Origin of the sequence: Nonomuraea turcica (assembly GCF_030718205.1) — a bacterium.
In the GTDB taxonomy this organism is placed as follows: Bacteria; Actinomycetota; Actinomycetes; order Streptosporangiales; family Streptosporangiaceae; genus Nonomuraea.
Genome location: NZ_JAUZQF010000003.1, coordinates 357,408 through 383,714, shown reverse-complemented (window position 1 = coordinate 383,714; position 26,307 = coordinate 357,408). Strand labels below are relative to the sequence as shown.

Sequence of the window (26,307 nt, the reverse complement as noted above, 5' to 3'; positions counted from 1 at the left end):
CGCCGCGGGTGCCCACAGTCCTCCTGGTCGTCAGTCGTTCTGTGGGAAGCCGAGGTTGAGGCCGCCGTGGCTGGGGTCGAGCCAGCGCGAGGTGACGACCTTGCCGCGGGTGAAGAAGTGCACGCCTTCGGTCCCGTGCGCGTGGGTGTCGCCGAACAGGCTGCTCTTCCAGCCGCCGAAGGAGTAGTACGCCACCGGCACCGGGATCGGCACGTTGATGCCCACCATGCCCACCTCCACCTCGTTCTGGAAGCGCCGCGCCGCCCCTCCGTCGTTGGTGAAGATGGCCGTGCCGTTGCCGTACGGGTTGGCGTTGATGAGGGCGAGCCCTTCGTCATAGGACTGCACCCGGACGACGGACAGCACAGGCCCGAAGATCTCGTCACGGTAGATGGACATGTCCGGCGTGACGTGGTCGAACAGGGTAGGGCCGAGCCAGAAGCCATCCTGGCCGCCGTCGAAGTCCCCCTCCCGGCCGTCGACGACGAGAGCCGCCCCCTCCGCGGCTCCCGTCTCGACGTAGCCGGCCACCTTGTCGCGGTGCTGGCCGGTGACCAGCGGGCCCATGTCGCAGCCGCGGGTGCCGTCGCCGGTACGCAGCTTGCCCATGCGCTCCTTGATCTTCTCGACGAGGTCGTCGGCGATGGTGTCGACCGCGACGAGCGCCGAGATCGCCATGCACCGCTCCCCCGCCGAGCCGAAGCCGGCGTTGACCGCGGCGTCGGCGACCAGGTCGAGGTCGGCGTCGGGCAGGACGAGCATGTGGTTCTTGGCACCGCCCAGCGCCTGGACCCGCTTGCCATGTGCGGTGCCGGTCTCGTAGACGTACCTGGCGATCGGGGTGGAGCCGACGAAGGAGATCCCCCGCACGTCGGGGTGGGTGAGCAGCGCGTCCACGGCTTCCTTGTCGCCGTGCACGACGTTCATGATCCCGTCGGGCAGGCCGGCCTCGGTCCACAGGCGGGCCACGGCGAGGGCCGCCGAGGGGTCCTTTTCGCTGGGCTTGAGGATCACCGCGTTGCCGCAGGCGATGGCGACCGGGATGAACCACAGCGGCACCATGGCCGGGAAGTTGAACGGCGAGATCACGGCCACGACGCCGAGCGGCTGCCGGAGGGAGTAGACGTCGACCTTGGTGGAGGCGTTCTCGCTGAACCCGCCCTTGAGCAGGTGCGGGATGCCGCAGGCGAACTCGGCGACCTCCAGGCCCCGGGTGACCTCGCCGAGCGCGTCGTCGAGGACCTTGCCGTGCTCGGCGGTGATCAGCGCGGCGATCTCGTGCTTGCGTGCGTTCAGCAGCTCGCGGAAGGCGAAGAGCACCTGCGCGCGCTTGGCGAGCGAGGTGCCCGCCCAGCCGGGCCACGCCGCCCGAGCCGTCTCGACGGCCTGGCCGACGAGCGAGGCGGAGGCGAAGTCGACACGGCCGGTGACGGCGCCGGTCGCGGGGTTGTGCACGTCGCCGGTGCGCTCGGAAGTGCCCTCCCAGGAGCGGCCGCCGATGAGGTGGGTGATGCGGGTCAACGTACTCATCATCCTTCCGGATCTGTGACGCCCACACGCTCGCCGGGGCCGAGGTCGGGCGCCTCCACGTCCCCGTGCTGCACCGCGGCGGGTGCGGCGACCTTGCCCGGCTCCGCTTCGCGCAGCTCATGGCTGAGCTCCTGGAGCTCCTGGCCGCCGGCCATCTCGGTGGTCAGCTGCTCCAGGGTCAGGTCGTCGCGGTGCACATCGAGCACGACGCGGCCCAGCTTGAGAACCACGAAGTGGTTGCCGACGAGGTAGGCGTGGTGGGGGTTGTGCGTGATGAAGATGACGCCGAGGCCGGCGTCACGGGCTTTGACGATGTACTTCAGGACGACGCCGGACTGCTTGACGCCGAGGGCGGCGGTCGGCTCGTCCAGGATGATCACCCTGGCGCCGAAATAGATGGCCCGTGCGATGGCGATGCACTGGCGCTGGCCGCCGGACAGTCCGCCCACCGGGCGGTCCAGATCGGGGATGACCACCCCCATCTTGGCCAGCTCGTCGTGGCAGATCTGCTTCATGCGCTCGATGTCCAGGACGCGCAGGAGCCCGGTGCGGATCTCGTTGCCAAGGAAGAAGTTGCGCCACACCGACATCAGCGGCGCGAGCGCGAGGTCCTGGTACACCGTGGCGATGCCGCCGGTCTGGGCCTCGCGCGGGGAGCCGAACGTACAGGCCTCCCCGTCGACCTTCATGACCCCTTCGCTGTGGTCGTGCAGCCCAGAGATGATCTTGATGAGGGTCGACTTTCCCGCGCCGTTGTCACCGAGCACGCAGGTGACCTCGCCCTGGCGGACCCGCAGGCTGCACCCGCGCAGCGCGTGGACGTTGCCGTAGCTCTTGCCGACGTCCTCGAGCTCGAGGATCGGAGCGCTCATCGAAGGTCCGCCTTCCTCTTGACGTACACGTTCACGATGGTCGCCAGCAGCAGCATCACGCCGAGGAACGCCTTGAACCAGTCGGGGTTCCACCCGGCGTAGTTGATGCCCAGCTGGGTCATCCCGAAGATCAGCGCGCCGATCGAGGCGCCCACCACCGATCCGTAGCCTCCGGTGAGCAGGCAGCCGCCGATCACCGCGGCGATGATGAAGATGAACTCCTTGCCGACGCCCTCGCCCGACTGGACCGTGTTGAACTGGAACAGCAGGTGCATGCCGGACAGCCATGCGCAGAACCCGACGGCCATGAACAGGCCGATCTTCGTCGCGCGTACGGGGACGCCGATCGCCCGCGCGGCCGCGGAGTCTCCGCCCACCGCGAAGATCCAGTTGCCTGCCTGCCTGCGCAGCAGGATGTGCGCCGCGACGACGGTCAGCACGACCCAGTACAGCACGGTGACCTTCAGCGTGACCGGGCCGAGCGCGATCTCGGACCCGAACACCGCCTGCGCGCCGGCGAAGCCGTCCATGTCGCTGATGTCGGCCGTGGCGACGTTGCCGGTCAGCAGCCGCGTGACGCCGAGGTTGACGCCCTGCAGGACGAAGAACGTGCCCAGCGTGACGAGGAAGCTCGGCAGGCCGGTTTTGAACAACAGCCAGCCGTTGAACGCGCCGACGCCCAGGGACAGGGCCAGCGCCAGGATGACGCCCACCCACACGTTGAGGCCGAAGTTCCAGGCGAACAGCGACGCCGACAGCCCGGCGGTGGTCACCGCGACGCCCGCGGACAGGTCGAACTCGCCGCCGATCATGAGGAGCGCCACGGGGACGGCCATGATGCCGATGGTGGAAGCGCCGTAGAGGATCGTGCCGATGTTGGCGACGTTCCGGAACGGCACCGCCACGATCATGAAGAGCGCGAAGATCACGATCGCGCCGACGAGCGACCCGACCTCGGGCCTTCTCAGCACCCGTACCGCGAGCGAACGGGTGGCGACCCGGTCGTCCAGGGTCGCCTCCGTTCTGCCCGGCTCTGTTGCCGCAGCAGTCATGTCACCTCACCTCGTGCCGCCCGCGGCGAACTGCTCCACCGCGGTGACGTTGGTCTTGTCGATGAACGCCGGCCCGGTCAGGGTCGCCTGGCCGCCGCCGATGACGTTGCCGTTGGTCTTGTAGAGCCACAGGCTGTCCACCGCGAGGTAGCCCTGCAGGAAGGGCTGCTGGTCGACCGCCCACTCCACCTGGCCGTTCTTGATGGCGGTCACGAGCTCCTTGTTGGTGTCGAAGGTGACGACCTTGGCCGAGCTGCTGGCGTCCTTGACGGACTTGGCGGCGGTCAGCGCGAACGGCGCGCCGAGGGTCAGCACCCGGTCGATGCCAGGGTCCTGCTGGAGCTTGGAGGTGATGGCGGCCTGCACGCTCGGCATGTCGGTGCCGGTGACGTAGATCTTCTCGGTGTCGGGGAAGGACGCCTTGGTGCCGTCGCAGCGGGCTTCGAGGCCGACGTGGCCCTGCTCCTGGATGACGCACAGCGCCTTCTTCGCGCCGTCGGTCTTCAACCGCGCGCCGGCCGCCTCACCGGCGATCTTCTCGTCCTGGCCGAAGTATTCGAGCACGCCCATGCTCTTCCACTGGTCGATGCCGCCGTTCAGCGCGACGACCGGGATGCCACCCGCCAGCGCCTTCTCCACGTTGGCCTTCATGGCGTCGGGCTTGGCCAGGGTGACCGCGATGCCGTCGACCTTCTTGTCGATGGCCGTCTGAACGAGGTTGGCCTGGTTCGCGCCGTCCGGATCCGACTGGTACTCCAGTTTGATGTTGCCCTTGGCCGCCGCGGCCTCGGCGCCCTTGCGCACCAAATCCCAGAAGGTGTCACCGGGAGCCGCGTGCGTGATGAAGGCGACCGTCATCGTCGGCGCGCCGGAGGCGGAGGCGGGCGCGGACGCCGCTTCGGTGCTCTGCTTGCCTCCGCTGGAACTGCACGCCGCCAACGCGAGCGCCATCATGCCGCTGGTCACCAGCACGGCGATTTTTGAAGTACGGGCCACTTCTGTCTGCCTTTCAGTCTCCGCACCCTGGAGGGGGGCGGATCGGGGGTGGTTCGGTGCTCTTCGGGTGTCATCCCGCCGCCGGCGCGATGCGCGCCGGCGGTCTCGTCCCCGCACCCCCCAGTGCGGGATCGTCAGTGGGGCAGGCCGCCTACGTGCGGGCGCTGCGCGGCCTTGTGCGCCGTGTACTCCTCATAGGCACGGCGGGTGGTGTCGAGCTCGCTGACCTGGCTGACCGGCACGTCCCACCAGGACTCGCTGTCCGGGGCGTGCACCGTCGGGTCGGTCTCCACGTGGATGACGACCGGGCCGCCGTCGGCCGGCGCGGATTTGGCGTCCTTGATCGCCTGGACGAGGCCCTCCCGGTCGCGTACCTCGATCACGGTGGCGCCGAGGCTGCGGGCGTTGGCGGCCAGGTCGATCGGCAGCCGGTCCCCGTCGAGCCGGCCGGAGGACTGGTCGCGGAAGCGGTAGCCGGTGCCGAACCGCTGGGATCCGAGCGCTTCGGACAGCGAGCCGATGGAGTGGAAGCCGTGGTTCTGGACCAGCACCAGGATGACCTTGACGTGCTCCTGCACGGCAGTGACCAGCTCGGTCGGCATCATCAGGTACGAGCCGTCGCCCACCATGACGAAGACGTCCCGATCCGGGTCGGCCAGCCGGACGCCGATGCCGCCGGGGATCTCGTAGCCCATGCACGAGTAGCCGTACTCGACGTGGTAGGCCTTGCGCTCGCGCACCCGCCACAGTTTGTGCAGGTCGCCCGGCATGGATCCGGCCGCGCACACGACGACGTCCCGCGGGTCGGACAGCTCGTTGACGCAGCCGAGCACGGTGCCCTGCGTGAGCACGCCGTCGGCCAGCGCGTCGGTGACCTCCGCCGGCGGGTTGTAGGCGGCTTCCACCCGCGCGTCCCACTCGCTCCACAACGCGGCCTGACGCTCGCGGTAGTCCAGGTCCACCCGGTATTCGGCCAGCGCTTGACCGAGCGCGGTCAGCGCCTCCCGGGCATCGGCCACCACCGACAGGCCCGCGAGCTTGCCGGCGTCGAAGCGGGCGACGTTGATGTTGACGAAGCGCACGTCCGGGTTCTGGAAGGCGGTGCGTGAGGCGGTGGTGAAGTCGCTGTAGCGGGTGCCGATCCCGATGACCAGGTCGGCCTCCCTGGCCAGGGCGTTGGCGGCGGTGGTCCCGGTCGAGCCGACGGCGCCCATCGCCTGCGGATGCCCGTGCGGCAGCGAGCCCTTGCCGGCCTGGCTCTCGCCGACCGGGATGCCGGTCGCCTCACAGAACGCGCGCAGGGCGTCCTCGGCGCCGGAGTAGTGCACCCCGCCGCCGGCCACGATGAGCGGCCTGCGGGCCGCGGAGATGAGCGCCGCGGCGTCGGCGAGGTCGGCGGCCTCCGGCAGGGGCCTGCCCACGCGCCAGACGCGCCGCTCGAACAGCTCCACCGGCCAGTCGAAGGCCTCGGCCTGCACGTCCTGCGGCAAGGCGATCGTCACCGCGCCGGTCTCGACCGGGTCGGTCAGCACGCGCATGGCGGCCAGCAGCGCCGCCGGCAGCTGCTCGGGGCGGTTGATCCGGTCGAAGAAGCGCGACAGCGGGCGGAAGGCGTCGTTGACGGTGACGTCCGCGGCGTACGGCACCTCCAGCTCCTGCAGCACCGGCCCCGCCACCCGGGTGGCGAAGGTGCCCGAGGGCAGCAGCAGCACGGGGATCCGGTTGACGGTGGCCAGCGCGGCCCCGGTGAGCATGTTGGTCGAGCCGGGCCCGACGGAGGCCGTGCAGGCCCAGGTCTGCAGGCGGTCCTTGTGTCGCGCGTAGGCGACGGCCGTGTGCACCATGGCCTGCTCGTTACGGGCCAGCACGTACGGCAACCGGTCCGGCCCGCCGGCCAGCTCGTCCTGCAGCAGCGCCTGGCCGAGCCCGGCGACGTTGCCGTGGCCGAAGATCCCGAAGCAGCCGGCGAACAGCCGCTGACGCCGGCCGTCGCGCTCGCTCCACTGGGCGGCCAGGAAACGCACGACGGCCTGGCTCACCGTCAGACGCATGGTAGTCATCGAGGTCCTCCCATCGGCAGGCGGGGATCGACGGCTTGGCCGGCCCAGGTCTCGCGCACCCAGCCGTGGGCGGGGTCGTCGCAGATCAGCCAGGCGCGGGTGGCGCCGGGGCCGGCCATCACGTTGAGGTAGTAGAGGTCGTAGCCGGGCGGCGCCATGGCGGGACCGTGCCAGCCGTGCGGCACGAGGACGACGTCGCCGGTGCGGACCTCGGCGAGCACGTCGATCGGGCGTTCGGCGGTGCCGTAGACGCGCTGGTAGCCGACGGGGTCCGCGCCTTCGGGGGCGCCCGGCTCGGCCTGCACCTCGAAGTAGTAGATCTCCTCGAGCTCGGTCTCCACGCCGTCGCGCTCCTCGTCGTGCTTGTGCGGCGGGTACGAGCTCCAGTTGCCCGCGGGCGTGATCACCTCGCAGGCGATGATCGAGTCGGCGTCGAGCACCTGCGGCACCCCGAAGTTGCGCACCTCGCGCGAAGCCGTGCCGGCGCCGCGCAGCTCGACGGGCACCTCGGCCGCGGCCACGTGCCGGAACGGCGGCGGCTCGGCGCGCTTGCCCGCCTTCGCGCCACACAGGGCGATCTTGCTCTCGCGGTCACCGGCGGAGATCGTGAGCCTGGCGCCCCTCGGGACGTAGGCGACGTCGGTGGGACCGGCGAACACGCTGTCGCGCCCGGCGAGCCGGGCCTTGTGGTGCTGCCCGTCGCGGTCGACGGCCGTGACGTCCGCGCCGCCGCGCAAGGGGACCACGATGATCTCGCTGTCGCCAGTGTCCAGCTCCACCCGCGCGAACGGCGCCAGAGTGACCACGCGCAGGCTCGTGTGCGCCCACCCGGGCGCGGCGTCGGTGACCGACACCTCGAAGCCGCCCTCGCCGGCCGTGCCGAACGGCAGCACCCACCGCGCGTTGTCGTTCATGAGGCACCTCCATGGACGAGCCCGGAGGCGATGTCCACCGCGGCGGCCACATCCCCGTCGGGCGGGAACAGCAGCGCCCGCCCGACCACCAGCCCCCGCACGGCGGGCAGGTCAAGCGCCTGCCGCCAGGAGGCGTAGGTCTCGTCGGGATGGCCGGTCGGGTCGCCGCCCAGCAGCAGGGTCGGCAGCGTGGTGGCGTCCATGACGCGTTCCAGGTCCTCGACGACGGGCAGCTTCAGCCAGGTGTGCCGACTGGTGGCGCCGAGCGCGGCGGCGATGTGGATGGAGGTGATGGTGGAGTCCGGATCGAGCAGGTTGCGCACCCGGCCGTCCGCCCCCCGAACCGACAGGAACGGCTCCACCATCGCCATGACGCCGTGCCCCGCCAGCTCGGTGACCGCTCGGCCGCTCGCCTCCAGCATGGTCACCGTGCCCGGATCCTCCAGGCAGATCCGGTTGAGCATCTTGCCGCCCTCCAGACCGCGGGCGACGATCTCGTCAGCGGTGTAGGCGGTGAAGCGGTCGTCCAGCTCGAAGACGGCGCCCTGCAGGCCGCCCCGGTTCATCGACCCGATCGCGACCTTGTCCTCCAGCGCCCCCATCAGCAGCAGGTCGTCCAGGATGTCGGGGGTGCCGAGCACACCGTCCACGCCGGGGCGCGACAGCGCGATCGCCAGGCGTTCCAGCAGGTTGCTGCGCGAGGCCATCGCCATGCGGTCCGCACGCACGCCGAGCGCGCCGCGGGCCGGATGGTCGGCGGCCACGATCAGCAGCCTGCCGTCCGCGCCCACCAGGTCGCGCCGCTTGCGGGCGGCCCATCCTTCGGTGATGCGCCACGGCTGGCGTACCCGGATCTCGGTCAGCTCGGCGATGCCAGGCCGGCTGGAGATGTGGGTCATCGTCCGCTCTCCTCTCCCTGCGGGGCCTCTCCCAGCAGGGCCTCCACCTCGGCTTCGTACGGCATGGCGCTGGAGCACTCGAGACGGCCGGCGACGATGGCGCCGGCCACGTTCGCAAAGCGCAGGACGCGGGTCAGGTCCCAGCCGCTGAGCAGGCCGTGGACGAGAGCACCGCCGAAGGCGTCGCCGGCGCCGAGGCCGTTGACGACGCTCACGGGGAAGGGCGGCACCTCGACGCGCTCCTCCGCGGTCGCGGCGAGCACGCCCTTGGGGCCCTGTTTCACGATCGCGAGCTCCACGCCCCGCTCCAGCAGGGCGGACGCCGCCCGCTGCGGGTCGGTCTCGCCGACCGCGACCTCGCACTCCTCCCGGTTGCCGACCGCGACCGTGACGTGCTGGAGCGCCTTGCCCACCAACGCGGCGGCCTCGCCGGGGTCGGGCCAGAACATGGGCCGGTAGTCAAGGTCGAGCACGGTGTGCGGGCGGCGGCCGCGAGCCTGCCAGGCGGCGAAGTGCGCCGCGCGCGACGGCTCCTGTGACAGGCCGGTGACGGTGGCCCAGAAGACGCCCGCCTCGCGCACGGCCTCCACCGGAATCTCGTCCGGCTCGATGAGCAGGTCGGGGGCGGTCGGATACCGGTAGAAGTACAGCGGGAAGTGGTCGGGAGGGAAGATCTCGCAGAACGTGACCGGCGTCGGCGGGCCGTCGACCTCGTCGGCGTAGGAGTCGTCGACGCCGAAGTCACGCAGCGCCCGGCGGACGTAGCGGCCGAACGGGTCGCGGCCGGTTCGCGTGATGATCGTGGCGCGGCGGCCGTAGCGGGCCGCGGCCACCGCGACGTTGGTCGCGCTGCCGCCGAGGAACTTGGCGAACCGCTCCACGTCCTCCAGGCCGACGCCGTGGTCGAGTGGGTAGATGTCCACTCCGCAGCGGCCCATGGCCACCAGGTCGTACGCCATCACGCCCCCGCCACGGCGAGGAGGTGCCGGATGCTCGCCCGGACGTCCGCGGCCGGGTCCGCGCCCGCGTCGCCCTCGGCCAGGATGGTGTCCTGCTCCAGGACGTACCAGCCGGTGTAGCCGTGGCCCTCCAGGGCGGAGACGATGGCCGCGATGTCGATGTCGCCCTTGCCGAGCGGGACGTACATGCCGCCGGCCACGGCGGCGGTGTAGGACTCCTCGCCGGCCTGCACGCGCCGCGCCCGGTCGAGCCGGACGTCCTTGAGATGCACGTGGGCGATCCGCCCTGGGTGCTCGCGAGCGATCGCGACCGGGTCGCCGCCGCCGATCAGCAGGTGCCCGGTGTCCAGGCACAGGCCGACGCGGCTGCCGTCGAGCACGCGTGCCGTCTCCGCCCCGCTTTCGACCATCGTGCCGACGTGCGGGTGGAGGGTGGCCACCAGGCCGCGGGCGGCGGCGGCCTCGGTGATGCGGTCGAGGTTACCCAGCAAGGTCGCCCAGCCGGGCTCGTCGAGGACCGGCCGGTCGTCGTAGCCGTCCTGCCCGGTGGCGGCGGCCAGGACGACGGTCGACGCCCCGGCGGCGACCAGGCCCTCCATCGCGCGCTCGACCTCGGGGAGGGGATCGTGCTCCGGATCGTGCAGGACGACCGGGACGAACTGCCCGACCGCCTTCAGGCCGTACCCGGCCAGGGTCGCGGCCTTGGCCTGCGGGTCGTCGGGCAGGAAGCCGTCGGGGCCGAACTCGGTGGCGGCCAGGCCGAGCGCGCGCATCTGGCTCAGCACGGTCTCAGGTTCCAGCTGGTGGCCCCAGCCAGGAACCTCGCAGACTCCCCAGGAGATCGGTGCGCCGGCCACGCGGCCGGCTACGGGTGTGGTCGTCATGGCGTGTCAATACCCTCGATCTCGGACCCCTCGATTTCGGACAGGGCGACGGGTCTGCGCTCGGCCCTGGACAGCTCGCACGCCTCGGCGATGCGGAAGGCCTCGAGCGCGTCGCGCACGGTGCAGGGTGAGGGCCGCTCGCCGCGGGCGACGTCGGCGAAGGCGGTGAGCTCGGCCTGGTAGGCGGGCAGGAAACGTTCCATGAACGACCACTTCTGCGGGCCGCGCGGGAAGTCGACGCCCTCCTCCGCCGAGCGCATCGCCAGCGAGTGGTCCAGGCCGACGGCGATCGTGCCTTTCTCGCCGTGGACCTCCATGCGCACGTCGTGGCCGCCGCCGTTGTAGCGGGTCGAGGAGATCAGCACGATCGTGCCGTCGTCCAGGGTCAGCAGCGCGCCTCCGGTGTCGACGTCGCCGGCCTCGGCGAAGAAGTCCGCGCCCTTGTTGCCGCCGGTGGCGTAGACCGTGGCCACCTCGCGGCCGCTGACGAACCGCAGGATGTCGAAGTCGTGCACGTTGCAGTCGCGGAAGATGCCGCCGGAGGTCGGGATGTAGGACGCGTGCGGCGGAGCCTGGTCATGGGTGCCGGCCCGGATGGTGTGGATGAATCCGAGCTCGCCGGAGGCCACCGCGGCCTGCGCCCGCCGGTATCCGGCGTCGAAGCGGCGCTGGAAGCCGACGTGCACCGGCACGCCGGTCGCGGCGACGAGCTCGGCCAGCTCGATGGTCTCCTTCAAGGTGGCGGCCACGGGCTTCTCGCAGAAGGCCGGCACCCCGGCGGCGATGGCCTGGCGCAGCAGCGGCGCGTGCCCCGGCGTGGCGGTGGCGATCACGAATCCGTCGATGCCCGAAGCCAGCAGCGCGTCGGCGTCCGGGGCCACGTCGAGGCCGAGCTCGGCTGCGACGCGCTCGGCGGCCCCGGTGTCGGCGTCCGTCACGACCAGCTCGTCGACGTAGTCGAGAGCGGCCAGAGTCTTGGCGTGGAAGGCGCCTATCCTTCCGACGCCCGCGAGCCCGATGCGCATGCGCGTCCTGTCCATTCACGTCGTTGGGTCGTCACTCGCCCTACCCCAGGCCTGGTCAGGCCATGGGCGATGTGGTTGAAGCCTGCCTTGTTCACATGGATCGAGTCAAGACTTTGTCCTGACATCATTGCGTAACGTCATATACATGAACAGAGGTACACTCGCCTCGTGGCAGTTCAAGTGGGTGTGACGCTCGATCGCTCTTCCCCCGTGCCCCTCTACCACCAGCTCGCCGAGCAGCTCCGCACGGCGATCGCCAGCGGCCGGCTCCAGCCCGGCGACCAGCTGGAGAACGAGCTCGCCCTGGCCGAGCGGCTCAGCCTGGCGCGCCCGACGGTGCGCCAGGCCATCCAAGAGCTCGTCGACCGCGGGCTCGTGCTGCGCCGGCGCGGGATCGGCACCACGGTGGCCAACCCCAAGGTGCACCGGCGTGCCGACCTCACCAGCCTTTTCGACGACCTCACCCGCGCCGGCGGGCAGCCCTCGACGAGCGTCCTGCGGCACGAGCTCGTGCGTGACGAACGCGTGGCCACCGCGCTCGACCTGCCGGCCGATACCGAGCTGCTCTCTCTCGTCCGGCTGCGGTTCTCCGGCAACCGGCCGCTGGCCATCATGCGCAACTGGCTGCCTCCCGCGCACTACGACATCAGCCGGGAGGATCTGCAGGAATCAGGCCTGTACGCGCTGTTGCGCGAACGCGGGGTGCGCCCCGTCGTCGCCGCTCAGTCGATCGGAGCCCGCCCTCCGACCTCGTCGGAGCGGCACCACCTCCGGCTCGAGCCCGCCGAGCCCGTCCTGACGATGACACGCACCGCCTTCGACTCCGGGGGCAAAGCAGTCGAGCACGGGGACCACTGCTATCGCGCCCAGGACTACAGCATCGAGGTCCTGGTCGACCAGCGCTGACGAGCGCCGGCGAACGCTTCAGTCTTCGGAGCGGCGCGCGCTGCGCCGTGCCAGGCGAGCGGCCAGAGCGGCTGCGCCGAGCACCGCGAGGATGACGGCGACCCAGGCCACGCCGAGGGATTCCAGCCACCGCGCGAGGGCGCCCTGCACGGCGGTCGCGGCGTCGACGATCGCGTCGCGGGAGGAGGCGCCCGCGAAGACGCGCAGCTCGTACCAGCCGTAGTAGGCGACGTACAGGCCGGCCGGGATCAGCAGTCCGCCGCTGATGCGCGACACGTACGGCAGCACGGCCCGGGTACGGGCGACCACGGCCGAGCGGGCCAGCGCCACCGCCAGCGACAGCGCGGAGACCACCAAGCCCATGCCGATCGCGTAGGCGACGAAGACCATCAGGCCGCCCAGTATTCCGCCGGCGGCCAGCGAGGCGGAGGTCACCGCGAGGAACGGGCCGATGGTGCACGACAGCGACGCCACGGCGTAGCTCAGGCCGTATCCGTACAGCGAGGGCAGCGAGGCGATGGGACGGCCGGTGGCCAGCCGGGGCGTGCGGATCAGCAGCTCCCGCCCGCTCAGCAACCACAGACCGAGCCCGGTCAGGGCCAGGCCGATGAGGATCGTCACCCACGGCAGGTATCGGCCCACCGACACCGCCAGTGGGGTCACCACCAGCCCGAACACCCCGAAAACCGTGACGAATCCCGCGGTCATGGCTGCCCCGAGCAGCAGAGCGCGCGCCACCGGCCCACGCGACGACACACCGCCCGCCGGGCGGGTGTCGTCGTCGGCCACGAGCATGGTCAGGTACGCGGGCAGCAGCGCGAACCCGCAGGGATTGAACGCCGCCACCAGGCCCGCGGCCAGGGCCAGCGCCAACGGCACGTCACCGATCACGGCCGGCTCCGGCTCGGCCGCGGCCCGGCGTCAGGCGGCGAGCAGCTTGGCGACAAGGCTATCGAGCTCATCGGAGTCGAGCGGGCCGGAGGCTTTCGCGGTTGTTCCGTCCGGTTTCATGAACACGAACGTGGACTGCTGGGTGATCCCGAGCCGGGTCCACACCACGCCCTTCTCATCCGACAGGTGGACGAGGTCGCCGGTCCCGGTACGCCGGACGAAGTCCTTCATCGCCGCCTCGCTGTCCAGGCCGGCGACCCCCACGAACGAGACGTCGGCGTACTTCTTGGCAGCCGCCTTGACGGCCGGCGCCTCCGACTGGCACTTGGGACACCACGGCGCCCAGAACCAGAACACGATCGGCTTGCCCGCCAGGCTCGCACCGTCGAAGGTCTGCCCGCCCAGTGTGGTGGCGGTGAACTTCAAGGCGTCGGGAACCCGCGCGTCACCGGACGCACCGGGCGTGCCAGATGCCGTGGACGCGGGAGCCGGGGTGGCCGGCGCCACGGTCGCCGACACGGGCGCATCACCCCGGACCGTCTCAGCGGCCCCGCCGCACCCGGCGATCAACAACCCCGCCGCCGCAAGGACGGCCATCACACGAATTCTGCCCACGTCGTGAGGATAGGCCCAGGCCGCGGGCCCGAATCTTACGAGCCGATGACAACGCCGATCTTGTGCGCTCTGATAGGCAGGCACACATGCGACGGGTGGTGCAGGACCCTGTCCTGCACCACCCGTCCACCCTTGACCATCGCACTGGCAAGGAGTCTGGCGACCTGCCTTGGGGTCAGGCCTTGTACTCGGGGTAGCCGTAGCCCACGACGTGGGCCTTGGGCCGGATGCGCTGCTCGACCTTGCCGTTGCCGGTGTTGCCCTCGATCGCGGTGATGGTGCCGTCGCCGTTGTCCTTCTTGACCATGCCGACGTGGTCGATGCCGTCGGTGCCCTGGCCGTTCCAGTCGTAGAAGACGACGGCGCCGGGCTTGGCCTCGGTGCCCCAGTGCTTGTTGGCCTGGAACCACTTGGCGTAGCTGACGGTGTAGGCGTCCCAGCCCATGGTGGGGCGGGCGCCGGCCTGCTCGCCGACCCAGGAGATGAACATGGCGCACCAGGGGGCGTTGGCGTAGGCCTGCAGGCTGCCGCCGTCGCGGGCGACGGTCTCGGCTGCCCGCGGGGAGGACATGTACCAGCTGTGGAACGGGGTGCCGCCGCCGGCGGCGTTCTCGCTCACGCCGATCTGCGACTCGGCGATCTTCAGTACGGTGTCGGCGCTCACCTGGCCGGCGCCCTTTTGCGGGATGGCCTGGGAGGCGGGCAGGTTGGACCGCGCGGGTTGCGTGGACTGCTGGTCGGCGGCGAAGGCCGGGGATCCGGCGACGACCGTCGCGGTCATCCCGGCGGCGACCAGGGAGAGGCTTGCGGACGTCAGGGCACGAGCGAAGACGTTCTTGGCCATGGGTGAAAGATGCTCCTAGCTTCCATGCCGCCTACCGGGTTAGCTGACGGGTTCGGGCGTGGAAGTGCCCTACGGGGCGCTCGTGTCGAGCGCGCCGATTCACCCCAGATGAAGTGGGTCCCCGGTTCCGCAGATTGCGAATTCGGCGGCCGCGTCATAGTCACGGACTCGAATGTCCGTGCTGGTGAGACGCGGTCTCGGCAATACGGAGAGCGTCACGCGGCATGAAATGTTGCCAGGCGTACGCCCTGAGTCCTCTAACGTAAGCGAACGGCATAGAAAGATGCAAACCCCGATGGGGAGCAGGCAACAGAATGCCCTATGAGATAGGCGATCGGGGCGAAATTCTTTACCTACTCCCACCCATCGCCGGGGTTTGTCAGAGCGCTTTCACGCGTGCGCGTCGAAGGAGGCCGCGCTCCGCTCGACCAGCATGGCGCGGCCCTTGATCTCGGCGGTGACCTCGGATCCCACGATGCCGTCGTGGCCGGGCAGCTGGCCCGCGCCGCCCTCCGGCCCGAGCGGGACGAGGATCATGGCCGGTTGCGGCTCGTACGGGGCCGGCTCGCCGTCCCCGGTGATGTGCGCACGGATGTTCTTGGCGAGCAACTCGCCCTGCACACTGGCGAAGGCCGCCATGTTCCGGTCGGCGTCGGCGATGTCGCCGATGGCGTAGACGTGCTCCTGCCCCCGCACCCGCAGGTACTCATCCACCCGCACGTGCCCGGCGGCGTCGCGGGCCGCGGCGAGCGAGCCGCGCAGGTAATCGGTGTGCAGCGTGACGCCGAAGCAGCGGAACCAGATGTCGGCCGTGAGCTTCTCGCCGGCATCCGTGGCGACCGCGACGGGCGCGGCCGTGGCCGGCGCGACCTCAGGCAGCTCCCGGAGCGGGCTGCCCAGCTTGAGCTCCACCCCGAGCTTGTCCAGCTGCACGCGTAGCTCCTCGCGCAGCGCCTGGTCGAAGGGTCCGGCCAGGATGTCGGGCGCGACGTCCGCGATCGTGACGTGCTTGCCGGGGAAGGCCGCCTTGATCTCTCCGGCGAGCTCGAGGCCGACGGGACCGGCGCCGACGAGCAGCACCCGCTGCGCGCCGGCCAGCGCGTCGTGCGCCTCGCGGATCCTGGCCTTGGCGGTCTCGGCGGCCGAATCGTTGATCTTGGCGGGGAACGGATACGCCGAGCCGGTGGCCAGCACCAGGTAGTCCGGCTCCAGGCGGGCGCCCGAGGCGAGCGTGACCTGCCGCCCGTCCACCGCGACGGCGCGGTCCCGCAGGAACCGGCCGCGCGTCAGCAGCCGCCCGTAGGGCAGGAAGATCCGCTCCAGCCACTCCGGCGCCACCAGCGCCCGCAGTGCGGCCACGTTGTGCGTAAAGGAGTCGGAGGGATCGACGAGCGTCACGTCGGCGACGTCGTCGAGCAGCTTGGCCACCTTGTGGCCGCCGTACCCACCGCCCAGGACCGCCACCGTGGGGCGTGCACCAGCGCTCTCAGTCATGCCAGTTCTCTCTTCACTAGGTTTGGAGGTGTCGCTAGGTTATTCATATGTACTTCGAAAATCAAAGTGACACCGAATCTGCTAGTCTTAAGGGGCTATGGCGACGGTCTCCAGGCATGAAGTGGAAGAGTGCGCGCGCGGCGACGCCGCCCTGACGCGTGCCTTCGCCGTGCTCGGCAAGCGCTGGAGCGGCGTCGTGCTCGGCGTCCTGCGCCCGGGCCCGGCGGGCTTCCGCGAGATCTCCCGGGCCATCGGCCAGGTCAGCGACTCGGTGCTGTCCGACCGGCTCTCCGAGCTGACCAAGATGGGGCTCATCGCCCGCGCCGTCGAGGCGGGGCCGCCCGTCAGCGTCTCCTACGAGCTGACAGACGGCGGCAGGGCCCTCATGCCGGCACTGGACGAGATCGCCCGATGGGCACAGGAGCACCTGCCTGAGGAGTGAGTCTCCTCTGATGCGATGCGGGCGTCAGCGGTTCGTGTTCCGGGCGATGACCGGCGTGCTCGCCGGCGGGCCACCATGCCCGGGCCGCCGGGCCAGCGGGGCCAGGCCCGCGAGGTTGAGCAGGGCGCTGAGCGGGAGGAGATCCTTGCTGGCGACCACGACACCGACGCCGAGCACGACGAGCGCCGGGCTCCACCAGCCGATGCGCCCGGCGGCGGCCTGCAGGGCGACGAGCACGACCAGGCCGATGTAGAAGAACGTCGGCACGACGGTGTAGAAGGCGGGCAGCAGGGTCACCGTCACCGATGACGGCCACGGCCCGGGGCCCGCCGACGCGGGCGGCCAAGGGCTGATCGGCATCAGGGAGCGGGCGGCGGCGTGCGGCGGGGACGCCACGTTCGGGCCCGCGCCTTCGGGCCGGGGTTTCCAGGTCTCGGTACGGCTCCCGCGCGGGCACGCGGAGGTGGCCCGATGACGATCAACGTGGTGGTCGCCGACGATCAGGAACTGGTCCGCAGCGGATTCGCGCTGATCCTGGACACGCAGCCGGACATCTCCGTGGTCGCCGAAGCGGGCGACGGCCTCGCGGCGATCAACGCGGTACGCGCGCACCGGCCCCAGGTGCTCCTCCTCGACATCCGGATGCCGCACATGGACGGCATCGACGCCGCCCGGGTCGTGTGCGCGGAGACGGACACGCGCGTGCTGATGCTGACCACTTTCGACCAGGACGACTACGTCTACGACGCGCTCCACGCCGGGGCGAGCGGCTTTCTGCTGAAGGACGTGCGCAGGGACGACCTGGTGCATGCCGTCCGGGTGGTGGCCGCCGGGGAGTCGCTGCTCGCACCGGCCGTGACCCGGCGGCTGATCGACGACATGGTGTCCAAGCGGCCCAGGAGACGACCCGTCGGGCTCGACCTCCTCACCACCCGGGAGCGGGAGACGCTGATGTTGCTCGGTCGCGGCCTGTCGAACGCGGAGATCGCCGCGGCGTTCGTCGTCAGCGAGCACACGGTGAAGACCCACGTCAGCAACGTGTTCGCCAAGCTGGCGGTCCGGGATCGGGTGCAGGCGGTCATAGCGGCGTACGAGTCGGGCCTGATCCAGCCGGGCGGCTGAGCCCGGACACGCCTCGGCTCCCGGCTGGTACGAATCGACCGGCCGGGAGTCGAGGCGGCAGCGGAGAATCTCAGGAGATTCTCACGTAGAACGCGGTGTCGGCCGCGTATCCGTAGCCGCCGTGGCTGCGGACGGCGATGGTGTCGTGCCAGTCACCGCCGCACGCACGGGACCCGCGCTGCACGGACAGCGAACGCGGGGACCAGTGTCGGCCCACGGCCCGGGCATAGAGCTCCTCCGCACCGTCCAGGTCGACGCCGGGCTCCACGACGACACAGTAGGTTCCCGGGTACGCTCGCCAGACATCGGCGATGTTCCTGCTCCTCATGATCGACCCGTCCGCCGCCACCATGGCCGAGGCCTGGGGGAAGCCGTGGGGGTGGCCGTCCGGGGTGTGCGCGAGGGCGGGGGCCGGCGCCAGGATGGCGGTAGCGGCGAGCGCGAGTGCGGAGATGCGCTGGATGGTCTTCATATCGGTGTCCTTTCGGTGCTGGTCAGGAGACGACGAGATCGAAGCCGCCGTCGGCGAGATGGCCGGTGCTGGGGTTGTAGACGTTGACGGAGACGGTGTTGTGCTGGCCGCAGGTCGCCCACGGGCTGCCGTAGACCGGCGACGGGTTCCGGTGGCCCGGCCATCCGTGCTTGTTGCCCCACCCGTTGCGGTGGCCCGGGTTCCGGTAGACCGGCGACCCGTTCCGGTGACCTGGGTTCCGGTAGACCGCCGAATCGTTCCTGTATTCGGCCGAATCGTGCCTTTGGTCCGCCGAAGTGTTCCTGTAGACCGGTGAATCGTTCCTGTAGACCGGCGAATCGTTCCTGTAGACCGGCGACGTGCTCCCGTAGACGACGTGGGCGAGCCGCAGCGCCTGGCGGGAGGAGACCTGCAGCTGCGCGTCGTTCACGTCCACCCGGTGGGAGACCTGGACGCAGTACCGCCCGAGGCCGGCCCGCCATGACCTGATGACGTTCCTGCCGCTGATGAGCGTGCCGCCGGCGTCGACGGTCGCCAGGGCTCGCGCGTACGGGGCCCTGGGGTCGGCCTGAGCGGCTGGGCCGACGGCCATGACGAGACTGGTAGCGGCCAGCGTGAGACCGGTCGCGAGCATGCCACGAAGCATGGAAGTTCCTCTCGATCACATAGGGATAAGAGCCACGACAGAAAGTAAGGTCGTGGAGGCCTTCGAGACGCGAGCCACCCCGCATCGGACGATCCAAAGATTCTTGGCCGATCGCTTCCGAACCAGTGGCCCGTATCGGGCGTCGCGACCGCCTCTTTCCCCGCCGCTTGGCCCGCCGTTCCGGGGCCTTGGCTGTTGGAGCGCGCTTTACCCCGGGCGACGGAGCGGGCACATTCGAGCGCGGTTCCTCGGCATCCTCAACGGCCGGGACTCGCGGGATATACGCCAATAAATGTTGACCTGTGCACTTTCCTGATGGTTAATCAGGAAGGGTGTGCCGCTTTCAACGGGGGAAGCGGCGGTTCATGGCCATGGGGGAAACATGACCAAGCGTCTTGTCGGCGTGCTCTTAGCGGCTACCGTCGCGACCGGGATCCTCGCGACGCCGGCGGCGGCCTCGGCGTCCGAGACGGGGACGACGGCTCGTCCGCATCTGCTCGACTACAAGATCTACTTCGGTAAATGCGAGGACACCTGCCGCATCAAGGTGCGGATCAAGAACGTCTCCCGCACAAGGCTCTATGACGTCAGCCTGAACGCCCGGCTCTGGGTCAACGGCACCAAGGTCGGAGCCTGCTACGACTACGTCGGCAGCATCCGTCCCAAGGCAGTCCGGTGGGCCGGGTGCACCGTACGGTCGGCGAAACTCGCCCGGCTGTGGACCCGCTACCTCGACGGCGGGATCGACTTCAACACCAAGACCAAGACCAACGTCCACTACGAGTACTACTCATGACCAGTGAGCCAGGGGCCGATCCTCCTCGGCCCCTGGCCACCGGAACGAAGACACGTCCGACGTATCGCGGACGTCGCCACGTTTCATGTAAAAGTCGTTCCCGGTCTTAGCCGGTTGACAGTCCTGACATTCTGTGGGATCACCATCAAAAGATCCCACCTTTGAGTGGAGTGCTCGACCCCCCGAGGAGCACCATGCGTCAGGACCTTGCCAAGCTGAGCCGCCGGACGCTCGTCGGCGGCGCGGCGGCGGCCATCGCCGCGCCCGCGCTCGCGAGCGGAGCCGTGGCGGCGGCCCGACCCGCCCGAGCGTCGGGCCGGCCCGCGGATGCGGCGTCGGCCGCCCTGCTGGACCAGTGGGCGCAGGCGCCCGGATCCCACCCGCTGATTCCCGACATCTCCCGCGCCGGTTACCGTCTCGGAGCCCGTCCGCCGCGGCCGGACGTGGTGACCAGGGTGACCGACCACGGCGCTCGCGCGGACGGGACGACGGATTGCGCCCCGGCCTTCAACGCGGCGCTGCGCGCGGCCGGGGAACGGGGCGGCGGCGTGGTGCTGGTGCCCCGCGGCACCTGCCTGCTGTCATCGCCGGTTTTCGTGCACTGGTCCAACGTCGTCCTGCGCGGCGCCGGGCGTGCGGCCACCGTGCTGCACTTCACCCGGACGCTGGACGACGGCTACCGGCCGGCCCGGCAGTCCAATGGCAACAGCCGCTGGTCGTGGACCGGCGGGCAGGTGTGGTTCATGGCGGCCGAGCGGCGGGCCCGTTCGGAGGCCGAGGACTTCGCCGGCACCGAGGGCTGGCTGCTCGGCGACACCCTCGCGGAGGTCGGCGCCGCCTCTCGCGGCCAGCGCACGCTCCTGGTCTCCGGCACCGGAGGGCTGCGTGCGGGCGACATGGTGATGCTCGAGTGCGCCAACCCGCCGGACGCGAGCCTGCTGACGCATCTGGCCGGGGAGGTGCCCGGCGCCCGATCGTACGACTGGCCGCGCAGAGCGCCGCAGCTCGTCACCGGCTCCGGCGGGCAATACATCCAGTACGCCTCCCTCCAGTGGCCCGTCCGCATCGAGGCGATCCTCGGCGACCGCCTCATCCTCCTGGCCCAGCCGCTCAAGTACGACCTGCGCCCCGGCTGGCCGGCCCGGCTGCGCGCGCTCGGCCCGACCGTGCACGACAGCGGCGTCGAGCAGCTCACCATCCGCAACGAACCGGTCGCGATGACCGCGCACAACAAACACCCCGGCTCGAACGGGGTGTGCTTCCAGGCCGTGCACGACTGCTGGGCGAGCGATGTCCGCGTGGAGAACTGCGACCTCGGCTTCGGCTTCACCTACGCCAAGTCGACCACGCTCTCCCGAGTCGCCGTGGGCGGCCGGGCCGCCCACCACAGCTTCGCCTGCCGGATGCAGTCGCACGACAACCTCGTCGACGACTTCGAGATCGAGGCGTTCACCGTCCCGGTGCCGTCCGGCGCCGTCCACCACGGACTCAATGTGGAGGGTCTGTCGTCGGGCAACGTGTGGCGGCGGGGCCGGATGGCCGAGGGCACCTTCGACACCCACCGGGCGCTCCCGTTCGAGAACGCCCGGACCGACATCACCCTGGTGAACAACGGCCGCGTCGGCGGCTCGGCGGCGTCCGGGCCGCTGTTCGGGGCGCGGATCGCGCATTGGAACGTCCGGGTCACGAGCGGCAGCGCGTACGCCGTGACGATCGCCGACGTCGCGCCCCGTAGCGTGACGGTGGGTGTCCAGGGCACCAACGGCACCGCAAGCGAACTGCCTCCGGACTTCACCGGCGACCTGGAGAACCTCCTGGTCGAGCAGGGCTCACGTCCCCGCGTCACCGACCTGTACGCCGCCCAGCGTCACCGCACGCCGGAAAACGACTAGAAGGACGACAGCACGGTCCGGTCAGGTCCCGGACGGAAGAGTCCAGTTCCGCAGGAAGGTCCGGACCGTGTATGCGCGTGCCTCGTCGTCGGTGAGCTGCGGCCGGTCCGCCGTGACGGCCGCGCCGGGGCCGGTGTTGCGGTATTCGGCGAAGCGGCCCTCGCCCTCCCACGGATCGTCCTTGACGTGCGTGCCCAGCCAGGAGTCGCGGACGACGACCTGAGCGCCGTCACCGGACCGTCCCAGGGCGACGGCCTTCGCCACGTCGCCTTCCAGCCGGCTGCCGGCGATGAGGACGGAGCCGCCCGCGGCCACGGTCCCGGCGCCGAGCGACTTGATCACGCAGCGGTCCAGGACGGCCGTGCCCGGGCCGCGGACGATGTCCACGTCGCCCTCCACGTAGCAGTCCCGCAGGTAGGCCCGGCCGTCCGCCTGGTAGGTGCCCTCGTTGCCGAGGAAGCGGGTGCCCTTGAAGGTGATCCGGTCACCAGCCGTCTGCACGGCGGGCGCCGGGCCGGCGGCGAGGGACTCGTCGTAGGCGTTGCGCAGCGTGACGCCCTCGACCGTGATGTCGTTGCCGAGCACGCCGAAGGTGGCGCTGCCGGCCGGTCCCCACGTGCCGCCGTAGAACTTCTGCCCGTTCGCGGGCAGCTCGTAGGTGATGACCACGTCGTCGGGGTCGCCGGTCGCACCCTTGATCGTGAGGTCCCTGCGACCCGCCCACACCCGGACCATCTCGCGGTAGACGCCCGGCTTGACCGTGATCACCGCGCCCCGGGGGGCCGCGCCGACGGCCGCCTGCACGCTGCCGAAGTCGCCGGTGCCGTCGAGCGCGACGATGATCCGCTGCGGCGCGGGCCGCTCTCCGCCGAGCGGACCGGCGCCGCGGCCGACGATGGCGGGCACCCGGTCGGCGGGGTCGAGCGTGTAGGCGTAGTAGGCGGATGGATCGAAGGCCGCGCCCACGTTGTCGGTGCGGCCCTCGCTGCCGTCGAACACGTTGCCGCGCTGGACCACCTGGGAGGCGGGGTCCTTGGCCACGATCGGGTCGGGCACCGACCGGTAATAGCTGTTCTCGACGACCAGCTTGCCGCTGCCGCGGATCATGGTCCCGTACATCGCGGTGTCCTGGACGTAGTTGTTGTACCAGTGCGCGGCCAGGGTGTTGTCGATGCTGGCGTTGCGCTGATGGGTGCCGCGGATCCAGTTGTGGTGCATGGTCACCTTGGTCACCACGTTCGGGGTCCAGCCGACGCCCACGGCCTTGTTGTGGTCGCTGAACACGTTCCAGGAGACGGTGACGTAGTCGCTGTCCTTGCGGATGTCGAGCAGGCCGTCGCCGGTCCTGGTGAAGTGGTTGTGGTCGATCCACACGTGGTGGGCGCCGTCCATCTGGACGCCGTCGTAGTCCTTGCTCTTGCCGTCCCAGTCGCCGGCGACGTAGGAGTCGCGGATGGTCAGGTTGCGGATGATGACGTTGTGCACCTGGTTGAGGAAGAACCCGCCCTGTACGATCTCGGCGCCCGCGCCCTCGCCGACGATGCTCTTGTCGGAGGCGACCGCGATCTCCTTGCCGTAGGGCTCCAACCTGATCGGGCCCCTCACCTTGATCACGTACGGCTCCGCCGCCGTGGCGTACCGTTCCAGATCGGCCTGGTTGTCCACGGTCACGGTGGGGCCGGCGGCGCCACCTGTGGTGCCGTCCACGCCGAGGGCGCTCAGCCCGGCGAACCCGTCGGCGCGTCCTGACCATGGCGTGTCCGCCGTCGCGGGGGACGGGACGGCCGCCGTCAGCGCCACCGCGAGCACGACGAGCAGGGTGGGGCGTTTCATCAGGTGCCTCCGGCTGGGGGGTGCGGTCGGAGGAAACGTTGCGTTAGCCCGAACGCAACGTCAACGGCATGAAAACGCCCCCGAGCCCTGCTAGCAGGCAGAATCCCCGCAATTTCGAAATTTTCGCGGCTGAGCAGCGAAAAGGCCGGCAGCGCACGCCGGGCGGCCCACCAAGGCGTTCGCATGAAAGTTTCATCCGCGACCATGGTTTTCCGGCCCGATCGCGGTGGTTCAGTTGACAGATCTCTTACATGTGCTTCTTCCTCAGTGGCTACGAGGAAGGAGCACATGAGATGTTCGTGCGCAAGCACGCGGCAGGCGTCGCCCTGCTGACAGTGATCGCCTGGGGACTGGCCCCACCTGCGGCGCAGGCGGATGTGCCCGTGCCGGGCGGGGTCTACCAGCTCAAGGTGACCAAGAGCGGCATGTGCCTGGATGTGGTCAGCGGCTCGCTGGACAACGGCGCGTTGTTGCAGCAGTGGGGGTGCTCGGGTGCCGCCTGGCAGCAGTTCACGGTCGTCTCCGCGGGGTCGGGGGTCTACACGATCCGCAATGTGAACAGCGGCCGATGCGTCGATGTGCCGAACGGGTCGGCCACCTCCGGGCTGCGGCTGCAGCAGTGGGGGTGCGGTGACGGCACCAAGAGCAACCAGCTGTGGCGCTTCGTCGCCTCAGGCACCGGTACCTACCAGGTCGTCAGCGCCGCCACCGGGCTGTGCATGAGCGACCAGGGCGCCTCCACCGCCTCAGGAGCCGCGATCATCCAGGAGACCTGCACCGCCAACACCAACAAACAATGGTTGTTCGCCCCTGCGTCCAAGCCCACGGTCGCGGCCGACGGCTCCGGCACGTACCGGACGGTCCAGGCCGCGGTCGACGCCGTGCCGTCAGGGAACGCGAGCCGGGTCACGATCACCATCGCACCCGGGACGTACCGGGAGATCGTCCGGGTTCCGTCGACCAAGCCGTACGTCACGCTGCAGGGTCTCGGCTCCTCGGCGACCCAGACTGTTATCGTTAACAACCACCATGCGGGCGAATACGGGACATCCGGCAGCGCGACCGCGTTCGTCGACGGCCACGACTTCGTCGCCACGAACCTGACGATCTCCAACGACTTCAACGAGGACCCGGCCGTCTCCGGTCATCAGGCCGTGGCGCTCAACCTGAACGCCGACCGCGCCCGCCTGTCCAACGTGCGCCTGCTCGGCGACCAGGACACGTTCCTGGTCAACAACTCCGCCCGGGCCTACGTGTCGAACTCGTACGTGGAGGGCACCGTCGACTTCATCTTCGGCGGCGGCACCATCGTCTTCGACTCCTGCGACATCTACGAAAAGCGCAGCACCGGCGGTCCGCTGACCGCGGCGAGCACGGACGCCGCCAAGACCTACGGCTTCCTGTTCTACAAGTCCAGGATCAGCGGGGCGGCCTCGGCCGGCACCACCAGCCTGGGCCGCCCGTGGCGCCCCGACGCCCAGGTGCTCTACCGGGAGTCCACGCTCGGATCCCTCATCAACACCGCTCAACCGTGGACCGACATGTCCGCCAACTCCTGGAGGAACGCCCGCTTCTTCGAATACAGGAACACCGGGGCGGGAGCCGGGACGAACGCCAACCGGCCCCAGCTCAGCGACACCCAGGCCGCGAACTACACCCCGCAGAAGTACCTCGCCGGGTCCGACGGCTGGAACCCCATCGGCTGACCATCTCCGGAGGAGATCATGAACATCCGCGCTCGCGCGGCATTAGCCGTCCTCGCCGCCCTGACCTCGCTGGGGGTCGTGTCCGCACCCGCCCAAGCGGACACACCCGTGGCAGGCGGCGTCTATCAACTCAAGGTGACCAAGAGCGGCATGTGCCTGGACGTGGTCAGCGGCTCGCTGGACAACGGCGCGTTGTTGCAGCAGTGGGGGTGCTCGGGCGCCGCCTGGCAGCAGTTCACTCTCCGCTCGGCGGGATCGGGCGTCTACAACCTGGTCAACGTCCACAGCGGACGCTGCGTGGACGTCCCCAGCGGTTCCACCACCTCAGGGGTACGCCTGCAGCAGTGGGGATGCGGCGACGGCACCAAGCCCAACCAGCAGTGGCGCCTGACCCCGTCCGGCACCGGCACGTACCAGATCATCAGCGTCGCCAGCGGCCTGTGCATGAGCGACCAGGGCGCCTCCACCGCCTCAGGAGCCGCGATCATCCAGGAGACCTGCACCGCCAACACCAACAAACAATGGTTGTTCAGCTCGGCCGGCGGACGCACCTGGTCCAACAGCGCCGACGGCTTCGCCGCCACCAGCGGCAACGGCCTGACGACCACCACGGGCGGCGCGGGCGGCGCCACGGTCACCGTCACCACCTACGCCGACCTGGTCAGGTACGCCACCGCCAGCGCCCCCTACGTCATCAGGGTCGGCGGCCCGATCACCGTCACGCCGTACGGCACCGAGATCAGGGTCGCCTCGAACAAGACCATCGTCGGCGTCGGCACCAGCGGCCACGTCGTCAACGGCGGCTTCTTCCTCGGCGCCGGCGTCAGCAACGTCATCATCAGGAACCTGACCATCCGCGACACCCGGATGGCCGACGACGACCCCGGCGACGACACCTACGACTACGACGGCATCCAGATGGACACCGCCCACCACATCTGGATCGACCACAACCACATCACCCGCATGAACGACGGCCTGATCGACAGCCGCAAGGACAACAGCTACCTGACCGTGTCCTGGAACGTCCTGGCCGACAACAACAAGACCTTCGGCATCGGCTGGACGGAGAATGTGACGGCGCGGATGACGATCCACCACAACTGGTTCCGGGGCACCAACTCGCGCAACCCCAGCACCGACAACGTCGCCTACGCGCACCTCTACAACAACTACCTGCAGAACGTCACCGGCTACGGCAACTACGCGCGCGGCGCCACCAAGATGGTGATCGAGAACAGCTACTACGACACGGTCAAGGACCCGTACTACAAGGACGACGCCGCCCAGTTGCGTCAGTCCGGCAGCATCGTGGTCAACTCCTCCGGGCAGCAGGAGACCGGCGGCTCGGCCTTCACCCCGAGCTCGTTCTACTCCTACACCCTCGACCCCGCCGCCAACGTGCCGTCCCTGCTCAGGACGTACGCGGGGCCGCAGGCCACCATCGGCGCCTGACC

General features: G+C 70.1%; 25 protein-coding genes and 1 riboswitch. Of the genes, 7 read left to right on the top strand and 18 right to left on the bottom strand.

Translation table 11 applies throughout. The features are described 5' to 3' along the window. Positions 1-30 precede the first annotated feature (30 nt). The 10 genes from Q9G87_RS10585 to Q9G87_RS10540 all read right to left on the bottom strand — a co-directional run bounded on the left by Q9G87_RS10585 (position 31) and on the right by Q9G87_RS10540 (position 11,191). Positions 31-1,530 (bottom strand): CoA-acylating methylmalonate-semialdehyde dehydrogenase, encoded by a 1,500-nt coding sequence (locus tag Q9G87_RS10585; protein ID WP_305916081.1) that lies wholly within the window; start codon positions 1,528-1,530, stop codon positions 31-33. Then, on the bottom strand, positions 1,530-2,402 hold the full coding sequence (locus tag Q9G87_RS10580; protein ID WP_305916080.1) for an ATP-binding cassette domain-containing protein: 873 nt from the start codon (positions 2,400-2,402) through the stop codon (positions 1,530-1,532). The genes Q9G87_RS10585 and Q9G87_RS10580 overlap by 1 nt, the downstream gene beginning before the upstream one ends. Next, a complete protein-coding gene (locus Q9G87_RS10575) occupies positions 2,399-3,454 on the bottom strand; it encodes an ABC transporter permease (RefSeq protein WP_305916079.1) in 1,056 nt (351 codons plus the stop codon). Before Q9G87_RS10575 ends, Q9G87_RS10580 begins: the two co-directional genes overlap by 4 nt. Positions 3,455-3,460: 6 nt before the next feature. Continuing rightward, on the bottom strand, positions 3,461-4,450 hold the full coding sequence (locus tag Q9G87_RS10570) for a substrate-binding domain-containing protein (RefSeq protein WP_305916078.1): 990 nt from the start codon (positions 4,448-4,450) through the stop codon (positions 3,461-3,463). A gap of 134 nt (positions 4,451-4,584) precedes the next feature. Then, complete coding sequence (iolD, locus tag Q9G87_RS10565; protein ID WP_305916340.1) at positions 4,585-6,501, bottom strand: 3D-(3,5/4)-trihydroxycyclohexane-1,2-dione acylhydrolase (decyclizing); 1,917 nt, start codon at positions 6,499-6,501, stop codon at positions 4,585-4,587. A 5-nt stretch (positions 6,502-6,506) separates the two neighbouring features. After that, complete coding sequence (gene iolB, locus Q9G87_RS10560; RefSeq protein WP_305916077.1) at positions 6,507-7,424, bottom strand: 5-deoxy-glucuronate isomerase; 918 nt, start codon at positions 7,422-7,424, stop codon at positions 6,507-6,509. Continuing rightward, the gene (locus tag Q9G87_RS10555; RefSeq protein WP_305916076.1) at positions 7,421-8,323 is read right to left on the bottom strand and encodes a class I fructose-bisphosphate aldolase; all 903 of its coding nucleotides are present in this window, start codon (positions 8,321-8,323) and stop codon (positions 7,421-7,423) included. The genes iolB and Q9G87_RS10555 overlap by 4 nt, the downstream gene beginning before the upstream one ends. Beyond that, entirely contained in the window at positions 8,320-9,282 is a 963-nt protein-coding gene (gene iolC / locus Q9G87_RS10550; protein WP_305916075.1) for a 5-dehydro-2-deoxygluconokinase, read from the bottom strand. The genes Q9G87_RS10555 and iolC overlap by 4 nt, the downstream gene beginning before the upstream one ends. Continuing rightward, positions 9,282-10,166 carry a TIM barrel protein gene (locus Q9G87_RS10545; protein WP_305916074.1) on the bottom strand — a complete coding sequence of 295 codons (885 nt, stop codon included), beginning with the start codon at positions 10,164-10,166 and terminating at the stop codon, positions 9,282-9,284. Before Q9G87_RS10545 ends, iolC begins: the two co-directional genes overlap by 1 nt. After that, the gene (locus tag Q9G87_RS10540) at positions 10,163-11,191 is read right to left on the bottom strand and encodes a Gfo/Idh/MocA family protein (protein ID WP_305916073.1); all 1,029 of its coding nucleotides are present in this window, start codon (positions 11,189-11,191) and stop codon (positions 10,163-10,165) included. The genes Q9G87_RS10545 and Q9G87_RS10540 overlap by 4 nt, the downstream gene beginning before the upstream one ends. A gap of 168 nt (positions 11,192-11,359) precedes the next feature. Between Q9G87_RS10540 and Q9G87_RS10535 the strand changes: the two genes are divergently transcribed. Further along, positions 11,360-12,097: a GntR family transcriptional regulator gene (locus Q9G87_RS10535; RefSeq protein WP_305916072.1), complete on the top strand. Its 738-nt coding sequence runs from the start codon at positions 11,360-11,362 to the stop codon at positions 12,095-12,097. A gap of 18 nt (positions 12,098-12,115) precedes the next feature. Here the strand turns inward: Q9G87_RS10535 and Q9G87_RS10530 are convergent, their stop codons facing one another. From Q9G87_RS10530 to Q9G87_RS10515, 4 genes are all read right to left on the bottom strand, one after another. After that, on the bottom strand, positions 12,116-12,988 hold the full coding sequence (locus tag Q9G87_RS10530; protein WP_305916071.1) for a cytochrome c biogenesis CcdA family protein: 873 nt from the start codon (positions 12,986-12,988) through the stop codon (positions 12,116-12,118). Positions 12,989-13,018: 30 nt separating this feature from the next. Beyond that, positions 13,019-13,603, bottom strand: a complete 585-nt coding sequence (locus Q9G87_RS10525) for a redoxin domain-containing protein (protein ID WP_305916070.1) — start codon at positions 13,601-13,603, stop codon at positions 13,019-13,021. A gap of 175 nt (positions 13,604-13,778) precedes the next feature. Next, complete coding sequence (locus Q9G87_RS10520; protein ID WP_305916069.1) at positions 13,779-14,447, bottom strand: CHAP domain-containing protein; 669 nt, start codon at positions 14,445-14,447, stop codon at positions 13,779-13,781. Positions 14,448-14,460: 13 nt separating this feature from the next. Continuing rightward, positions 14,461-14,605: riboswitch (cyclic di-AMP (ydaO/yuaA leader) on the bottom strand. Positions 14,606-14,837: 232 nt separating this feature from the next. Continuing rightward, positions 14,838-15,941, bottom strand: a complete 1,104-nt coding sequence (locus Q9G87_RS10515; protein ID WP_305916068.1) for an NAD(P)/FAD-dependent oxidoreductase — start codon at positions 15,939-15,941, stop codon at positions 14,838-14,840. A 97-nt stretch (positions 15,942-16,038) separates the two neighbouring features. Between Q9G87_RS10515 and Q9G87_RS10510 the strand changes: the two genes are divergently transcribed. Beyond that, positions 16,039-16,383, top strand: a complete 345-nt coding sequence (locus Q9G87_RS10510) for a winged helix-turn-helix transcriptional regulator (RefSeq protein WP_305916067.1) — start codon at positions 16,039-16,041, stop codon at positions 16,381-16,383. 24 nt (positions 16,384-16,407) lie between these two features. On the opposite strand, the gene Q9G87_RS10505 is transcribed toward Q9G87_RS10510, so the two are convergent. After that, positions 16,408-16,779, bottom strand: a complete 372-nt coding sequence (locus Q9G87_RS10505; RefSeq protein ID WP_305916066.1) for a hypothetical protein — start codon at positions 16,777-16,779, stop codon at positions 16,408-16,410. Between the two features lie 75 nt (positions 16,780-16,854). Between Q9G87_RS10505 and Q9G87_RS10500 the strand changes: the two genes are divergently transcribed. Next, positions 16,855-17,505, top strand: coding sequence for a response regulator (locus Q9G87_RS10500; protein ID WP_305916065.1), 651 nt, complete (start codon positions 16,855-16,857; stop codon positions 17,503-17,505). Positions 17,506-17,575: 70 nt separating this feature from the next. Here the strand turns inward: Q9G87_RS10500 and Q9G87_RS10495 are convergent, their stop codons facing one another. Together Q9G87_RS10495 and Q9G87_RS10490 are read right to left on the bottom strand one after the other, a co-directional pair. Then, on the bottom strand, positions 17,576-17,977 hold the full coding sequence (locus Q9G87_RS10495) for a hypothetical protein (RefSeq protein ID WP_305916064.1): 402 nt from the start codon (positions 17,975-17,977) through the stop codon (positions 17,576-17,578). A 22-nt stretch (positions 17,978-17,999) separates the two neighbouring features. Next, positions 18,000-18,611, bottom strand: a complete 612-nt coding sequence (locus tag Q9G87_RS10490; RefSeq protein WP_305916063.1) for a hypothetical protein — start codon at positions 18,609-18,611, stop codon at positions 18,000-18,002. 394 nt (positions 18,612-19,005) lie between these two features. On the opposite strand from Q9G87_RS10490, the gene Q9G87_RS10485 reads away from it, so the two are divergent. After that, on the top strand, positions 19,006-19,419 hold the full coding sequence (locus Q9G87_RS10485) for a hypothetical protein (protein ID WP_305916062.1): 414 nt from the start codon (positions 19,006-19,008) through the stop codon (positions 19,417-19,419). 194 nt (positions 19,420-19,613) lie between these two features. Further along, a complete protein-coding gene (locus Q9G87_RS10480; protein WP_305916061.1) occupies positions 19,614-21,311 on the top strand; it encodes a glycosyl hydrolase family 28-related protein in 1,698 nt (565 codons plus the stop codon). Positions 21,312-21,332: 21 nt separating this feature from the next. Here Q9G87_RS10480 and Q9G87_RS10475 read toward each other — a convergent pair whose 3' ends face one another. Continuing rightward, positions 21,333-23,144 (bottom strand): pectinesterase family protein, encoded by a 1,812-nt coding sequence (locus tag Q9G87_RS10475; RefSeq protein ID WP_305916060.1) that lies wholly within the window; start codon positions 23,142-23,144, stop codon positions 21,333-21,335. 293 nt (positions 23,145-23,437) lie between these two features. Between Q9G87_RS10475 and Q9G87_RS10470 the strand changes: the two genes are divergently transcribed. Next, positions 23,438-24,850, top strand: a complete 1,413-nt coding sequence (locus Q9G87_RS10470; protein WP_305916059.1) for a pectinesterase family protein — start codon at positions 23,438-23,440, stop codon at positions 24,848-24,850. Positions 24,851-24,868: 18 nt separating this feature from the next. Next, positions 24,869-26,305 (top strand): RICIN domain-containing protein, encoded by a 1,437-nt coding sequence (locus tag Q9G87_RS10465; protein WP_305916058.1) that lies wholly within the window; start codon positions 24,869-24,871, stop codon positions 26,303-26,305. Positions 26,306-26,307 lie beyond the last annotated feature (2 nt).

What these genes read in the sequence shown, in the direction of transcription:
- Q9G87_RS10490 (WP_305916063.1), bottom strand. Translation starts at nt 18,611, where the DNA reads ATGCTCGCGACCGGTCTCACGCTGGCCGCTACCAGTCTCGTCATGGCC.
- Q9G87_RS10580 (WP_305916080.1), bottom strand. Translation starts at nt 2,402, where the DNA reads ATGAGCGCTCCGATCCTCGAGCTCGAGGACGTCGGCAAGAGCTACGGC.
- Q9G87_RS10475 (WP_305916060.1), bottom strand. Translation starts at nt 23,144, where the DNA reads ATGAAACGCCCCACCCTGCTCGTCGTGCTCGCGGTGGCGCTGACGGCG.
- Q9G87_RS10540 (WP_305916073.1), bottom strand. Translation starts at nt 11,191, where the DNA reads ATGCGCATCGGGCTCGCGGGCGTCGGAAGGATAGGCGCCTTCCACGCC.
- Q9G87_RS10555 (WP_305916076.1), bottom strand. Translation starts at nt 8,323, where the DNA reads ATGACCCACATCTCCAGCCGGCCTGGCATCGCCGAGCTGACCGAGATC.
- Q9G87_RS10485 (WP_305916062.1), top strand. Translation starts at nt 19,006, where the DNA reads ATGACCAAGCGTCTTGTCGGCGTGCTCTTAGCGGCTACCGTCGCGACC.
- Q9G87_RS10495 (WP_305916064.1), bottom strand. Translation starts at nt 17,977, where the DNA reads ATGAAGACCATCCAGCGCATCTCCGCACTCGCGCTCGCCGCTACCGCC.
- Q9G87_RS10585 (WP_305916081.1), bottom strand. Translation starts at nt 1,530, where the DNA reads ATGAGTACGTTGACCCGCATCACCCACCTCATCGGCGGCCGCTCCTGG.
- Q9G87_RS10545 (WP_305916074.1), bottom strand. Translation starts at nt 10,166, where the DNA reads ATGACGACCACACCCGTAGCCGGCCGCGTGGCCGGCGCACCGATCTCC.
- iolD (WP_305916340.1), bottom strand. Translation starts at nt 6,501, where the DNA reads ATGCGTCTGACGGTGAGCCAGGCCGTCGTGCGTTTCCTGGCCGCCCAG.
- Q9G87_RS10465 (WP_305916058.1), top strand. Translation starts at nt 24,869, where the DNA reads ATGAACATCCGCGCTCGCGCGGCATTAGCCGTCCTCGCCGCCCTGACC.
- Q9G87_RS10510 (WP_305916067.1), top strand. Translation starts at nt 16,039, where the DNA reads ATGGCGACGGTCTCCAGGCATGAAGTGGAAGAGTGCGCGCGCGGCGAC.
- iolC (WP_305916075.1), bottom strand. Translation starts at nt 9,282, where the DNA reads ATGGCGTACGACCTGGTGGCCATGGGCCGCTGCGGAGTGGACATCTAC.
- Q9G87_RS10575 (WP_305916079.1), bottom strand. Translation starts at nt 3,454, where the DNA reads ATGACTGCTGCGGCAACAGAGCCGGGCAGAACGGAGGCGACCCTGGAC.
- Q9G87_RS10500 (WP_305916065.1), top strand. Translation starts at nt 16,855, where the DNA reads ATGACGATCAACGTGGTGGTCGCCGACGATCAGGAACTGGTCCGCAGC.
- Q9G87_RS10480 (WP_305916061.1), top strand. Translation starts at nt 19,614, where the DNA reads ATGCGTCAGGACCTTGCCAAGCTGAGCCGCCGGACGCTCGTCGGCGGC.
- Q9G87_RS10515 (WP_305916068.1), bottom strand. Translation starts at nt 15,941, where the DNA reads ATGACTGAGAGCGCTGGTGCACGCCCCACGGTGGCGGTCCTGGGCGGT.
- Q9G87_RS10520 (WP_305916069.1), bottom strand. Translation starts at nt 14,447, where the DNA reads ATGGCCAAGAACGTCTTCGCTCGTGCCCTGACGTCCGCAAGCCTCTCC.
- iolB (WP_305916077.1), bottom strand. Translation starts at nt 7,424, where the DNA reads ATGAACGACAACGCGCGGTGGGTGCTGCCGTTCGGCACGGCCGGCGAG.
- Q9G87_RS10470 (WP_305916059.1), top strand. Translation starts at nt 23,438, where the DNA reads ATGTTCGTGCGCAAGCACGCGGCAGGCGTCGCCCTGCTGACAGTGATC.